General features: G+C 70.9%; 8 protein-coding genes and 2 pseudogenes. 3 read left to right on the top strand and 7 right to left on the bottom strand.

Annotated elements, in window-relative coordinates:
* Positions 1-646 precede the first annotated feature (646 nt).
* The 4 genes and pseudogenes from ACFU53_RS40785 to ACFU53_RS40770 all read right to left on the bottom strand — a co-directional run bounded on the left by ACFU53_RS40785 (position 647) and on the right by ACFU53_RS40770 (position 4,534).
* On the bottom strand, positions 647-1,006 hold the full coding sequence (locus tag ACFU53_RS40785; protein WP_384004566.1) for an ASCH domain-containing protein: 360 nt from the start codon (positions 1,004-1,006) through the stop codon (positions 647-649).
* A pseudogene (locus ACFU53_RS40780) lies at positions 1,003-2,155 on the bottom strand (hypothetical protein). Before ACFU53_RS40780 ends, ACFU53_RS40785 begins: the two are co-directional and overlap by 4 nt.
* Positions 2,156-2,805: 650 nt before the next feature.
* Entirely contained in the window at positions 2,806-3,246 is a 441-nt protein-coding gene (locus ACFU53_RS40775; protein ID WP_384004564.1) for a hypothetical protein, read from the bottom strand.
* A 55-nt stretch (positions 3,247-3,301) separates the two neighbouring features.
* Complete coding sequence (locus ACFU53_RS40770; protein WP_384004563.1) at positions 3,302-4,534, bottom strand: helix-turn-helix domain-containing protein; 1,233 nt, start codon at positions 4,532-4,534, stop codon at positions 3,302-3,304.
* Positions 4,535-4,762: 228 nt separating this feature from the next.
* On the opposite strand from ACFU53_RS40770, the pseudogene ACFU53_RS40765 reads away from it, so the two are divergent.
* Positions 4,763-4,882, top strand: a pseudogene (locus tag ACFU53_RS40765) (IS5/IS1182 family transposase); the annotation flags it as partial.
* Positions 4,883-5,162: 280 nt separating this feature from the next.
* On the opposite strand, the gene ACFU53_RS40760 reads toward ACFU53_RS40765, so the two are convergent.
* On the bottom strand, positions 5,163-7,640 hold the full coding sequence (locus ACFU53_RS40760; RefSeq protein WP_384004561.1) for a SpoIIE family protein phosphatase: 2,478 nt from the start codon (positions 7,638-7,640) through the stop codon (positions 5,163-5,165).
* Positions 7,641-8,503: 863 nt separating this feature from the next.
* Here ACFU53_RS40760 and istB point away from each other — a divergent pair.
* Positions 8,504-10,021, top strand: coding sequence for an IS21-like element helper ATPase IstB (gene istB / locus ACFU53_RS40755; RefSeq protein WP_384004559.1), 1,518 nt, complete (start codon positions 8,504-8,506; stop codon positions 10,019-10,021).
* On the opposite strand, the gene ACFU53_RS40750 is transcribed toward istB, so the two are convergent.
* Positions 10,005-10,187, bottom strand: a complete 183-nt coding sequence (locus ACFU53_RS40750) for a hypothetical protein (protein ID WP_384004557.1) — start codon at positions 10,185-10,187, stop codon at positions 10,005-10,007. The two genes, istB and ACFU53_RS40750, sit on opposite strands and share 17 nt — an antisense overlap.
* 225 nt (positions 10,188-10,412) lie before the next feature.
* Complete coding sequence (locus ACFU53_RS40745; protein WP_384004555.1) at positions 10,413-13,046, bottom strand: helicase-associated domain-containing protein; 2,634 nt, start codon at positions 13,044-13,046, stop codon at positions 10,413-10,415.
* 308 nt (positions 13,047-13,354) lie between these two features.
* Here ACFU53_RS40745 and ACFU53_RS40740 point away from each other — a divergent pair, with 308 nt between their 5' ends.
* The gene (locus ACFU53_RS40740) at positions 13,355-14,410 is read left to right on the top strand and encodes a hypothetical protein (RefSeq protein ID WP_384004553.1); all 1,056 of its coding nucleotides are present in this window, start codon (positions 13,355-13,357) and stop codon (positions 14,408-14,410) included.
* Positions 14,411-14,583 lie beyond the last annotated feature (173 nt).

Genomic DNA, 14,583 nt, shown 5'->3' with positions numbered 1-14,583 from the left:
CCTTGTCTCCGCCACCGCTCCGGCGGCCCCCACCCGCTCAGCGCGCAGCACCTCCGAGGCGGACAGTCAGACCAGGAAGCAACCCGACCACTCCGAGCACCAGGACCAGGCCGACACCGACCAAGCGAGGCCGCGCCATCCGACCAGTCCGCGCTTCGCAGCCGATGGAACTCAAAGCAGCAGGCAGGCCCATGCGCCGGGCAACTGCGTCGGCAACGCCCAGGCCGGAATGGGGTCGAGGGCCGTGACGAATGGAAGCAGCGTGGCTGAGGCCAGCGGGGGGTTGCTGGAGACACACGTGACGGGTGCTCGTTCGGCGAACCCGCCGCCGTGGCTGACTTTCGGTGGTGCAGGTCAGAACTCGTATGCGGCCAACCGGACTTCAACAGTGATCCTCTCCAACTCGACAGTGGGGCACGTGGGTTGCTGCCGCACCCGCGTTCGAGCACGCTGACGGCCCCGGTACCATCGGCACCGGGGTCCTGACCAGGGATTCCAAGACCGGACCACCCCGGATCGCTGTCCAGGCTGAGGGGTGGTCCGGTCTCTTGTTGTGGGCGTCCGCCGTTCGCAGCACAGGCCCGAGCGGCGGACGCCAGGAAGCCGCAAGCAGCCCCCTCGGGGGAGCGGGGACCGTGTGGCGGGCCTACTGGGGCGGCAGCTCGATTTCGATGGCGAGCGCGCCGAGCGCTTCCTTCTCCGCCGGATAGATATCGCGGATGTTGGCGAGCTGCTGCTCGCGAGGGGAGGCCGGGTTGACGTTCGCCGGGCCTTCCCCGTCAAGCAGTTCCTCGAACGTCTTGTACTCCGTGACCCGCTTCACCAGGACGTCACACGTCTCTTCGGTGCCCTTGATGCGGAAGCGGATGATGTCTCCAGCGGCCAGGTCTTCGAGGTGGGGATACTTCACCCGCACCTCGATCGTCTTCTGACCGGCAGCGACGAGGTCGAAGTACCGTCGGTAGAGGTTCAGTTCGCGGACGCGCGCGGCGGCAGTCTCCGTCATGGGGCGGGAACGCTCCTTGCTGTTGCAGTGGACATGAGCCGGCCGAGCTCACTGGCCGAGTACGAGCGGAAGAAGTGGCGTGGGTCGGCGAGTAACACGTCGGTCAGACCGAGCAAGCGATCGACGTACTCTGCCAACGAGCCGGGCCACTCGCGGGTGTCGAGCATCCACGGGGCCGCACCGTCGGGCAAGGGCGCGCGCCCCTCGCGGATGAGGGACTTGGACAGCTTCGCGCCCGTGTCCGTGACGACCTGGGGGCAGAAGAGTCGGGCGGTCACCTGTCCGCGAGTGAGGCCCACAGCCTGTAGGGCACCGTCGACGAGAAGACAGCCGGGCATCCAGTCGCCGCCCTTGACCATGACGTACAGCGTGCCTCGCGCTCCAACGATCGCCAGTTCCTTGACGAGGTTCCGGTACAGCGTGGCGAGGTCGAGGTATCCACTGGTCACGGGCTCGATGACGACCTCGTATTCGCCGTGGTGCAGGCACACAGCCGAGATGGTTGCCCGCTCGAAACCGTCGTCACGGACGTGGGTCCGCTCGGCGTACTTCTCGGCCCATCCGCATCCCGGGCGCGGGCAGGGAACGCGAACGTGTGGCACGCCGGACGATGGAGACAGGTGCCAGCGTGCGGCGTCCAAGCGGGGCACCAGGCGCAGCCAGGCCGCGGAGAAGGGCTACATGGTTCCCTTCGCCGACTACAACGTCCAGTCCAACCAGTGCTTGCTGTTGGCTGTACGTCTCGACGGAGTACGGCACGTTCAGGCGCTCGGACAGTGCGGTGAACAGCGGGCGGTACAGCTTGTCGACCTGGTCAGCGATGCCCGCTTCGCCCAGGGCGTGCGCGTAGGCCCGCTGGTAGCGGTGACCGGTCTCCTTGTCGGTGACGATGGCGTACGGGGCGTTGTCGAGTGCGCCGAACTGAACTTCCGTCGGTACGTCGAACCTGTCCCGGATTCGGACCGCCGTGGCGAACGTGAGCGACTGAACCAGGGACGTGCCGACGTGCGGTGCTCCGTTGATCTGCGTTCCCACCACGAACACGATGCGCTCCGGAGCCGCGTCGGCGATGTGCGGCCTCAGCAGGTCCTCAGCACTGGTCAGCGCGTTGGCGAGCACGGTGTTCGGCGATACGGGATAGATGGTCACCGCGTCTTCCCCTCGGTAGATGGGCAGGACTGCGCCGCAGAGCGGCGGGTGTGCGTTCAGCGGTCGAGCTGTGGTTGCGTGGTGGACCCGCCCCCGCGCCGGGGGGAACCGGAAAGGACGCGGGGGCGGGAGTCATCGGGTCGGACGACGCCCGCGGGGACGTCGGTGACGGGCCGCCCTCACCAAGGGGTGGGGTAGCCCCCCGGCCAGGGCAGGATGCTGCGGAAGGCGCGGCCGACGAGTCGGCAGCGGGTACACGCGGAGGCAGTACCGAGCGTCGTAGTCCGCCACGGTGAACACGAACGCGCGGCCTGCGGCGAGGGCGCGAAGAGCTTGCTCGTACGCCTGATCGCTGTCGGCCCACGCTCGCAACTCGACATCGGGGCGCGGGATTTCCGACCGCGCAAGAACGAACGGCGCGTCATGCAGCCCCAGGGCCCCGATGTCCGGGGACAGCAGCCGGGCGAAACGGCGCGCTGACGCCCTCAGCCACCGTGCCGCCAGGCGTGGGGAACCGCCGCGATAGGTGGCGAGCAGGACTTCGGGGGAGCCGCTGAGGTCATGGGCGGTGGCCTCACACCGGAATGCGATGGGAGGTCGTGCAAAGGCACGTGCAGAGGTCGGTGGGGCGATCATCAGCACGTCCGGGCTCACCGCCGACGATCCTGGGCCGATTCCCTCGCCTTGATCATGTGGCCGAGCTGGTTGTAGTACAGCTCGACTTGCGCAGGGGTGAGAACGAGCATCGACTCGCAGACGCCTCCGTCCTCGTAGTGGACGGTTACCGCCATGGCGGCCTGCTGTGCCCGGGGGTCGTACACGGCGTCGCGCCGCATGGGCGTGACGTGCGTGACCGGAACGGGCACGGGGCGGAGGGTGCTTCCGTCGGACCTTGCGCGCCAGTCCGCGCCTCCGCCAGGCGGACGGAGTTGATAAGACGCCGAGCTGTCGCTTGGCAGGGCGACGACGACCCCGATCGTTCCCGCCTTGGCCAGATCGATGGCGAGGTCGCCAAGGCGGGGGTGGAACGGGCTCCCTGCGGTTAAAACGGTCTGGGACGTGGGGAGTTGCTGCGTGGTTCGTTCGGCCATGCCCCGAAGCTAAGTGTGTGCTCGGGGCCCAATATGAACCGCAGGAATATGACCCTCAGCCGTCGAGGTGGAAGCGGTCTGACATGCGGCGCAGCTTCTCCCGAGTGCTTGCCCGTTCGGCGTACACCATGCTCCGCAGCGTTGACCGCGCGATGGGGTGATTGCGGACGAGCTGGGGCGCGATCTCCTCAGCCTTCTCCAGTTCCTTGAGAGCCTTGTCGCGGTTCCCGTCCCACAGCCACGCGCGGGCCAGATCCATGTGATGGTGCCCCTGACGGGAGTTGGGAAGAGACGCGACCAGCTCCTTGCTAGTGCGCCGGTTTATCGACAGCGCCTCACGTTGTTCATGCATCTCCAGAGCGACGCTGATCGCGTGGATCTGCACGTTTCCCGGCGAGAAGGTCAGGCTGTGGCGGTCGTACACCGGAGGGCCGGCGGCTTCCTGCATCCGCTTGGCTGCACTCCGCGCGTGCTTGATCCGGTCCTTCGCTTCAGCCTTGCGACCACCGCGCGCGGCAGACACGGCAGCGCGCAGTTGCAATGTCCCCCAGGCCCGAACAGCCAACGGGTCACCGCGGTCGTACTCCCGCTGCACACTGCGAATTGCCTTGTCGGACAAGGCAACAGAGTCGTCCCAGTCCGCCGTTGCCCACATGTCCCACACGCGCATCCAGTCGGCGACGGCAGGCATCACCGGGTCGCCCGACAGCCGCGCAGACCAAGCAGCTCGTTCGCATGCCATGGCCACCAGCTCCGGGTGTCCGAGCGCATGCGCGGCAGTGTGAGCGAACTTGCAGCACACCGCGTAGATGGCATACGCCTCTTCCTGCTCGTGGCCCGTGGCGACTTCGGCCAGGGCGCGCGCCTCACGGAACAGGTCGGGGAGCACCTGCACGATCGCCACGTTCGCAGCAGCGTCACGGAGGCGATGCAGACGGGTGGTCTCCTGCCACAGCTGACCAGCTGGGCGGGGCGTTCCGTCGAAGACGGGAGCGAGGTCGTAACGGCGCAGCTCACGCATGATCGCGGCGGCAGACACCTGCCACTGGTTCTCGGCCGGGGTGGTGCTGTTGTACGGACGCCCGATCAGGTCGTTCGGGTGTACGTGCAGTTCCGAGGCGAGCAGGTTGAGCAGGCCGACGCGGTCGAGTTCGATGTGCCCGCGTTCCATCTTGGACACCCAGCCCTGTGTCTTGCCCAGGGCGGCAGCGAGGTCGGCTTGCGTCATGCCGAGGCGGAGCCGTGCGCGGCGTGCGCGACGGCCGATCTCTTCGGCTTCTTCCAGCATCAGCGCGCCCCCCTAGGGGTGAGGCGCCGGCATTCCAGCGGGCGGCGAGGCATCGTGCTCCATCCATCGGGCTTGTCCCCTTGACGGTACCCAGGTCGCGGGCTGGGTGTGGAGTGCCCAGGGCAGGAAGTGGCAACCTGGGGCCTCTGGACACTGAGCCTTTCCCGCAAGCGCTTGTCGCTCGCTGGCGGATTCCGCCACCCGCACAAGATGCCCACCGGATGCTGCGAGCGCGCCAACTCCCTGCTCAAGACCACTTTCAAGGTCCTACGCAGGATCAGCCTCGACTCCAGCCGCATCACGAAGATCGCCGCCGCGGCCCTCGTCCTGCTCCAGATCGAGTACTGAACGATCACATACTGTCGTGATCCGTTACTGGCAAAGGGTCGGTGAGACTCCCAGGGAGGTGGCGCGTGCCGGTTGAGACGGACCGGTCGGCTGCCGGGGATGATTCGGCGGCTGTCGCGCGCCGGTCGTACGCGTACCCGCGCGCCGGGCCTTCCCAGCGGATCGGCGGCCTGCGGGAGCTGAGGGCTTCATCCGGAGCATGGAACGCAACTGGGTCGGCCTGGCAGCGCACTCGGTGCGGCCGCCTTCGGCAGGGGCCATACGGTGGCACCCTGCACGGTCATTCGCTGTCAAGCACGGTGAAGTCGGCCAAAGGGCTGGCCGGGAGGGTCTGTTCCGCCCAGATTGTTTTGCCCTCGGTGGTCTGGCGGGTGCCCCAGGCGGCTGTGAGCTGGGCGACAAGGAGCAGGCCACGGCCGCCTTCGTCGTAGATATGGGCGCGACGCATGTGGGGGGCGGTGCCACTGGCGTCGGAGACTTCGCAAATGAGGTTTCGGTCGTGGATCAGACGCAATTGTACGGGGGGTTCTGCGTATCGGATGGCGTTGGTGACGAGTTCGCTGATGACCAGTTCGGTGACGAAGTCGGCGTCCTCCAGTCCCCAGGCCGACAGTTGGGCACTGGCGTCCTTTCGGGCCTGGGCGACGGCGGCCGGGTCGGCGGGTATTTCCCAGGTGGCGACCCTGTCGGTGTCCAGCACTTTGGTGCGGGCGAGGAGCAGGGCGATGTCGTCGGAGGGACGGGCGGGCAGCAGGGCGGTCAGTACGGCGTCGCACAGGTCGTCCAGCCGGGCGGGCGTTTGGGCGAGGGTTTCGCACAACAGGGACAGGCCGGCGTCGATGTCCCGTTCGCGGGATTCGAGCAGCCCGTCGGTGTAGAGGGCGAGGAGGCTGCCCTCGGGCAGTTCGATGTCGGTCGCCTCGAAGGGGAGCCCGCCCAGTCCCAGCGGGGGACCGACTGGGAGATCGAGCAGCTTTACGGTGCCGTCGGGGGTGACCAGGGCGGGTGGCGGGTGCCCTGCCAAGGCGATGGTGCAGTGCCGGGACACCGGGTCGTACACGGCGTACAGGCAGGTCGCGCCGACGTCTCCGGTGCTCTCGGCGCCGGGGCCCGGCGGCGGGGCGTCGTCCTGTTGGGCGGACAGGCGGGCGACGAGGTCGTCGAGGTGGGTGAGTAGTTCGTCGGGGGGCAGGTCGATGTCGGCGAGGGTGAGCACAGCGGTGCGCAGCCGCCCCATGGTGGCGGAGGCGTGTATGCCGTGGCCGACGACATCGCCGACGACGAGCGCGACCCTGGCACCGGACAGCGGGATGACGTCGAACCAGTCCCCGCCCACGCCCGGCCGGGCGCCAGCCGGCAGGTAGCGGGACGCGACTTCCACTGCGGCCTGCGCCGGCAGTGCCTGGGGCAGCAGGCTGCGCTGCAGGGTGACCGCGGTGGCGCGTTCACGGGTGTAGCGCCGGGCGTTGTCGATGCAGACCGCCGCTCTCGAGGCCAGTTCCTCGGCCAGCACCAGGTCGTCCTCACGGAACACCTCCGGATGCCGGTGGCGGACGAAGACCACGACGCCCAGGGTGGTGCCGCGGGCGGTCAGGGGCACGGTCATCGCCGAGTGCATGCCGAAGTCGCGGACCGCGGCGGCCCGGCTCCGATCGTGGGCCGTCCATTCGGTGATCGCGGGGTCGTTCGCGTGGTACAGCAGCGCACGTCCCGACCTGAGGCTCTCGACCGGCGGGCAACCCTCCGGATAGCTGTCCACCTCACCCGGGGCGACGACTGCCTCGGGGGTTCCCGGGTTCACCGACCGGTGGGCGACGCGCCGCAATGAGACCGGGCCGCGCGGCGTGCCCTGGGACGGCTCCTGTGCGTCGTCGAGGGAAAGGAGCAGATCGACGCTGACGAAGTCGGCGAATGCAGGGATAGCCAGGTCCGCCAGTTCCTGAGCCGTCCGCGTCACGTCCAGGGTGCTGCCGATCCGCGTACTGGCCTCCGCGAGCAGCGCCAGCCGCTTACGAGCCCAGTACTGGTCGGTTATGTCATGACCGGCCATACCCAGGCCTCGGACCCGGCCGTCCTCGTCCTTCAGCAGGGTGGCGAAGACCGACCAGGCGTGCTCACGGCCCTCGCCGGGGGCCCTCGCATAGACCTCCATGGTCTGCGACTCACCGGTCTCCAGCGCCCGCAGCATCAACCGCTCCATCCTGGCCATCTCCGGATCGTCCAAGTACTCCGACGGCCGCAGCCCGCGGATGTCGTCCTCGGTGAGGACCAGGGCGCGCTGCCAGACATCGTTGGCCCGGAGCAGGCGCAGCCCGGTGTCGTACAACCCCATGTGGCAGCCCGAAGCATGCTCGTGGTGCAGACTCGCGAGAGCGTCGTCCTCGGGCTCAGGTCGCAACCCCGTCAGCGCGGAGACCAGGAACCATTCTCCGGGCCGCCCGCCGTCCGGCGCCCGTTTGTGCGCCAGGACCTTGACCTCCAAGCAGCGGCAGTCGCGGTGCCGGAGAGCAATCCTCCCGTTCCACCTGGGCAGCTGCGCGAGGGACCGCAGCTCCTCCTCATCGATCTCCTCGGCCAGCAGACCGGCCGCTGGGCGTCCCACCATCTGCGTGGGCGAGTACCCGAGCAACTTCTCGGCCCCCGCGTTCCACGCTGTCACGATGCCGTGTTCGTCGAGGGTGACCTGTGCGCTGAGCGCCTCGTCGAGGACGTTCTCAAACGACCCCGGCACCCGGTCGCCGGCTCTGCGTCGCGCCATAGGTGCTCATCTCCTACGGAGATCTTCACCGCCTCCAGCGTGGCGCCCAGACTCGCACGCCCAGCCGACCGCGGCTGTACATTCGCATTATGACCTCGTGATCGGCCGGACTCATCCGCTGACCTCAACGGTACGCCGTCCATTCCCACCCGGCCGCGACTACGCCCGGCGTCGCGGAATGTGCGGCAGCCAGGTCGATCAGGACGAGTGCCGCAAGCGCCTGACGATCGCCCCGGCCCGGCGGCCGACTCCCGTCCGGATCCCGCGGGGTTCTCTCCCCGGACGACCGGGGGGAACGGGACTGAAGTGATCGGTGGCCAGACGCGGCCGGGGTCCCTCCGGGGATCGTCTCCGCCGGTGCCGACCGGCACGGATCACCGCTGCTCGGCCCCTCCCTCGCAGCAACGAAAGCCAAGGTAAGAGCACTCCCGGAGCAAGTAAACGTCAACCTCGCCGGCGCTACGAAAGCGCCGGGACCCATGCCTTGCCCGACGAGTTCGGCTTCACCGGCAAGATGGCCCGTAGGGAAAGGCTCACTGACCAGGTGGACCACTCCACAGCTCGGACCTATCCGCTAGCGTGTGCATCACATCTGATCGTATGGACGATGAGTGGACCATTCACCGCGCGACACCCTTTCGATTCGGCCCGGACCGGCGTGAGGGGGCGTGGTGAACGTCCCCTGGTCGTCGTGGGCGTTTCGGCGCTTCGGCCAAACGTCCAGTGTGCCTGATCGTTCGGCTCTTCCGTCGGGCTCGCCTGTGCGATCCCGCCCACCTTCACCAGTGTTATTGAATGTCTATTCATTCCCCTGAGTGGCGGGAATTCAGATTTGCGGCAATGGTCCCGAAGAATGGCGAACCGTGCAGCCACCCACCCCGGCCGACCCCGCCGATCCGCTCACCCCGTCCGTCTCCCCGCAGGGCACCACGCTCGGCTACGCCCTGTTCGCCACCCGCTGGCTCCAGGCGCCGCTGTACTTCGGTCTGGTCGCCGCACAGGGGGTGTACGTCTACAAGTTCTTCAACGAGCTGTGGACGTTAATCGTCAGGTGCGTGAGCGGGAGTGCCACCGAGACGTACGTGATGCTCGCGGTGCTCAAGCTGGTCGACGTCGTCATGATCGCCAATCTGCTGATCATGACGATCGTCGGCGGCTATGAGACCTTCGTCTCCCGTATCGGCCTCCAGGGCCACCGTGACCAGCCCGAATGGCTCTCGCACGTCAATTCCAACGTGTTGAAGGTCAAGCTCGCCACCGCCATCGTGGGCATCTCCTCCGTCCACCTGCTCCAGATGTTCGTGGACGTCCACCACACCTCGCACCACGCGCTGCTGTGGGGCACGGTGATCCACATGGCCTTCATCGCCTCGGCGGTGCTCCTGGCGTACATGTCGGGGCCGATGCTGCGCGAGGACAAGGGGCACGGCTCCCACCACGGCTCCCACGGCTCCCACCACGGCCCGCCCGACGGCCCGAAGCCGCCGAGCGGCCCACAGAGGCCGACGGAGTCCACGGAGCTGAAGCAACCGACGGGACCGGTGGGGCCGGCCGAACCCGCGGGTCCGGTGGGGCCGGCCCAGCCGAAGGAACCCGCTGCCGCCCCCGCCCTCTTCCGGGCGCCGCTGCCGATCCCGGCCCAGGCCACCTCGTACGAGAACTACGAGACGTACGAGACGGACGAGACCCGGGTCGCCCCGTCCCCCCACGAGACCCGCTTCACGCAGGGCGGGACACGGCTCGTGCAGGACGAGGCCCGGCGCGCGTCGTACGGGGTCGAGGGCCGGCGCACGCACGGCGCCGGGGTCGGCGTCGAGGGGCGGGTGCGGGCGGCCGGGTTTCCGGCTCGGAAGCTGCTGGAGGAGTTCGACGAGGAGCACCCGCGCTCCTTCGACCGGCGGCTGCTGGCGCGGCTCGGGACGCTGGACTTCGTGGCCGTCGGACGGAACGTGGTGTTCGTCGGCGCCCCCGGCACCGGCAAGACGCATCTGGCGATCGGACTCGGCGTACGGGCCTGCCAGGCCGGGCACCGGGTGCTGTTCGCGACCGCCACGGAGTGGGCCGCGCGGCTGGCCGGGGCGCGGGCCGAGGGCAGGCTGGCGGAGGAGCTGTCCGCGCTCGACGCCTGCCCCCTGCTGATCGTCGACGAGGTCGGCTACCTCCCCTTCGACACGGACACCGCCCGGCTCTTCTTCCAGCTGATCGCGCACCGCTACGAGCGGGCCTCGCTGATCGTGACCAGCGACCGCCCGCTCGGCCGCTGGGAGGAGATCTTCGGCGGGGCCGCCCCGGCGATGGTCGACCGCCTCGCGCACCACGCCGAGATCGTCCGCCTCGAAGGGGAGAGCTACCGGCTGCGCCGCGCTACTTCAGCAGGCTGACGTTCTGGATCAACGGCCCCTCCACGCCGATGCCCTCGCCCACCAGCGTGCCGAGTTCGGGGACGGGCAGGGGTGGGTTGGCCGCGGCCGGGGAGGCGAACACGCCCACCAGGGCGACAGCGGCGACAGCGGCGACAGCGGAGACGAGCGTGACGAGGGGGCGCATGCGTACGTGTGGGCCTTTCGAGCGAAGGAGTCGATCTCGATCGGACACAGGGTGGCTGCCCCGCCGCCCACGTCACGATGCGCTCCCCCTCCCGCGACCGCCCATCGGGGTGAAACGACCGGATGGCCTGCATGAACTCCGGCATACGCCCGAACGGGTGACAAGCGCGAGACGGCTTGATCGACTCGGCCGGATCGGGGAGCGGACCGGTTCGCGGGCCGGCGCTCAGGTCGCGTCGTCCACCAGTTCCGCGACACCCGTGATCCGGTGCAGCGGGAACGTGCGCACCTCGTCCGCCGTGTGGTCGTACGCCGTCACGAAGCCGCCCTCGACGCGGACCGGGGCGATGACGCGCTGGCTGGCGGAACCCTCGGCGTTGACGTAGCCGATCCACAGGGCCTCGCCGGTGAGGACGGCGGCCTGCATGGTGGCGAGGGTCTCGGCGGAGCCGGTACGGGGCAGGGCACCGGACGGGGCCGGGTCCCCGGTCGTCTTGCGGGGCGCGGTGGAGGCGAGGTCACCGGCGCGGATGGCGCGGATCGCGGCGCCCAGCAGCGTGTCGTCCGGGGCCGGGGGGCCGTCCGGCACGGGCTCCGGGGCCGTGCGGGGCGGGGTGCGGCGGGCGTGGGCCCGGGTGATCAGGACGTCGCCCTCCGCCGACTCGGCGGCCGGCGCGTAACCCATCGCCCGCAGCCCGTCGAGCAGCGTCGCCGGGTCCGCCTGGGCGGCGAGGACGGTCGGCGCCAGCCGCCGCAGCCCGAGCCCCTGCGACCGCTTGTCGGCGAGGATCTCGTTGAGCATCGCGTCGTCGTCGCAGCGCACGTACGCCGACGCCGCGCCGATCCGCAGATGCCCGTGGCGCCGGGCCACGTCGTCGATCAGATACGCGAGCGGCTGCGGGACCGGCGTACGGGAGTGGGCGGTCAGGAAGTCGTGCAGGTCGGAGGCGGCCCGGCCCGCGTCCAGCGCCCGGCGCACCGACCCCGGCGTGAACCGGTACACCGTCGCACCACCCTTCGACTCCACGTCCGCCAGGACGCCCAGCGTGTCGGCCAGCGGCCGCTTCAGCGGGCCGGGCGCGACGGCCGTCAGATCCGCCTGGAGCAGGACGTGGTCCAGCGGCTCGGGAAGCAGCGGCGCGAGCAGCCGGGCGGCCCGGGAGGCGGCCGCGGCCTGCTCGGCGACGAGATCGGGGGAGGGGGCGGGCGCGGGATGGTGCGGCAGGAGGACGTGGTGGGCGGGGAGCTTGTCGCCGGGGGTCTCCGGCAGGTCGGCGCCGGCTGCGGCGTCGTGGGGGAAGCCGAGGAGTGCGCGGCCGTGCGAGGACAGCGCGCCGCGCCCGGTGACGCCGAGCGACTCGGCCTCGGAGAGGGTCCACCGGGCGATGCGGGCCCGCAGGTCGTCGCCCTGGCGGGACGGCTGGGCGGGGTGCGCGGACAGTGTGGGTTGTTGCTGGGGCTGCGGGGGTTGCTGGCCGCCGCGGGTGGGGCGTTCCCAGTGCAGGCGGGCCAGCAGGGAGTCGGGGGTGGCCGAGGTGCCCTCGGGGAGCCCGGCGAGCAGCGCGAGGACCCGGTGGCGTACCTCGGGCGCGGCCGAACGGTCCAGACCCGGGCCCAGCGCCGACAACGTACGGTCCTTGGCGTCCCGTTCGCCGATCACCCCGGCCGTGCGGGTCGCCGTCAGCCAGGCCGTGGCGAGCCGCGCCCAGCGCTCGGCGGCGGGCAGCTCCAGCCACTCGTCGTACGCGGGGGTCGCGGCGTACCGTTCGTCGGCCTCGCCGTCCGAGGCCAACAGCCCGGCGGCGTAGGCGAGTTCGACCCAGAAGGCGGCGACGGGCTCGGGCATGTCGAGGGCCACGGCGGTCCGCTTCAGGTCCCGCACGCTGAGCCCGCCCGCGCGCAGGACGCCCGGCCCGCCCTCGTCCCAGTCCTTCAGCAGATCCTCCACGGTCGCCAGCGCGGTGTACGCCTGGCCGGCCGCCGTCGCGTCCACAACCTGTGGACGGTGCGCGGCCGTCGCCTCGACGGGCGGCGGCGCGGGCCGGGTCTCCCGGTGCGCGCGGCCCGCCCGCAGATGCAGGGCGACCTCGCGGGGGAGGACGACCGTGCCGGGGGCGGTCGGCAGGAGCAGGCCGCGGTCCAGGAGCCAGCGCAGATGGGCCGCCGGGCTGGCGGTGACCTGGCCGTACGGCGGCCCCCACATCAGGCGGGTCAGGACGTCGAGGGACTCGGGGGGCGCGGAGGCGAGGAGGGCGGCCATGCGGCGCCGGTCGGTGAAGAGTCCGCTGAGGGCGGTGACGGCCGACACCGAGTCGTGGGTGCTCGCCAGACCGGCCTCCGCGACGATCTCCTGCACCCGCCCCGGTGACATGCCCGCCGTGGCTTCCGCGACGGTCGGGCCGAGGCCGGTGGGGGAGGGGTGCTGCGGCGAGGGGGCGAGGAGCTCGCGGGCGGTCCGGACGAGGCGGAGGCGGTCGTCGGCGCCCCACACGAGGGCCTGGTCGCGCAGCGTGCCGAGTGCGTGGGGCAGCGCGACGGTGACGGCGGGGTCCGCCTCGTCGCCGGCCAGCAGGCCCGCGAGTTCGTCGTACGACGCCGGGTCGGCCGCCACGGCCAGGGCCTGCGCCGTCTGCAGGGCGAACCGGTCCAGGCGCTCCAGGGCCCGTACGACCGACGCGCGCGTCCCGGCCCGGGTCGCCAGCTGGGTGAGGTCTGTCGGCACGGGCGTGATGAGATCCGGCCGCGCCCGGAGCAGCACGGCGAGCGAACGGTCGTCCCGCCCGCGCAGCGCCTCCGCCAGCGAACGGGGGGCCCCACCGGCAGGCGCCGCCTCCGTGGGGGTGTGCTCCTCGGTGCTCATCCGGCCAACGGTAGCGGCTGCGCCGAACCGGGGCGCCCAGTAGCTCGGGGGTGACGGCATTCGGGGGGCCGCGGGTGGGTAGGGGCTGATCGCGCAGTTCCCCGCGCCCCTTACGGGGCTTCGCCCCGGGCCAGGTGACTGCGGGCAGTCGTGCCGCTGGGGCGACGGGGGAGGGCGGGCGCGCCCGGCATCCGGCGAGCGCCGGTGAGCGGAACCCGCCCCGCCCCGGCGCCGGGCGCCGAGGAACCCCGGTTACTCGGAAGCGATACCGTCGGGGGGAGTACGCGCGCCAACCCCGGAGGGGCTTCGTGGGGATTGAGAGCGACCAGGTCGTCTACGAGTATCTGAGCCGGGTCGGTGATCTGGCTCAGCAGCGGCAGTTGCCGTCGGCGACGCGGATGCGTCTGGTGTCGGGGCTGCGGGACGAGATCGACCGGCGGCGGGCCAAGGCGCCGGTCGACAGCCCGGCCGCCGTGCGGCGCATCGTCGCTCGCCTGGGCACGCCGGCCGAGGTCGTCGAGGCGGCGGGCGCGCCCGGTGACGTACCGGAGCCGCGGGCCGCCGCCGTGCCGGTGCAGCGGGCGACCGGTGGGGACGGAGACGACGCGGACGATGCCGGGGAGCGGCCCAAGGGGCTGTCCAGGAGTCTGCGGCGGGTCGTGCCGCGACCGCGTCCCGCCGACGCGGGGGCGCCGCCGGTGGCGGGGGGCGGTGCCGCTCCGCCGCATCTCGCGCCACTGCACGAGCTGGGGGACGGCGACGCGCAGCCCGACTGGTGGCGGGTCGGTGGAGGCGGTGGGCCCGGGGGTGCTGATCTCGGGTTCGGGCTCGGGGACTCCGTGCCGGGGTTCGTCGGGGGTGTGGAGATTCCCGAGTTGCTGAAGCCACCGCCGGTGCGGGCGGAGAGGGAGAGCGGGGTGGCTGCGGGGGCGGTCGAGAAGGAGGAGGCCTCCTCGGCGGTCGACACCGAGGAGGGTGTGTCTCGGCGGCGACGGTTGTCTTTGCCCCGGTTGCGGCCCGCGGGTGGGGGGTGGAGCAATCCGCTGCTGTTGCTGGCCGCCGTGCTGCTGGTCGCGGGGGCGCTCATGGGGAGTCTGGTGCCGTTGGGGCTCGGGTGGCTGATCGCCTATCTGTCGCGGCGGTTGACGCCTGCCGAGTCCAAGTGGGCGGTGATGGGGATCCCGGGGGTGGTGGCCGCCGGTGGGGTCGTCTGGCTGTGGGGACGTACGGACGGGCGCTGGGCGGATCCCATCGCCGAGGGACATATGAACGCCGCCGTCGCCGACACCTGGCCGTGGGTTCTGCGGGTCGCCGCCGTCTCCTCCGCGATCTACCTGCTCTGGCGCTCCCAACGGGCTCGCTGAGCAGGGTTTTCTCGCCCCCACCGCCCCTACCCGTCCCTCCCCCACTCTCGGCTTCGCTCGAGCGGGAGGTGCCCCCATCCAGGGGCTGCGCCCCTTCGCCCCTCCAGCGCGGGTCCGTCGTGGTTGCTCGCGCAGTTCCCCGCGCCCCTGCTTTTTCAGGGGCGCAGGGGAAC

This window comes from Streptomyces sp. NPDC057474 (assembly GCF_042802555.1).
GTDB lineage: Bacteria > Actinomycetota > Actinomycetes > Streptomycetales > Streptomycetaceae > Streptomyces.
This window is presented reverse-complemented; position numbering and strand designations above follow the sequence as displayed.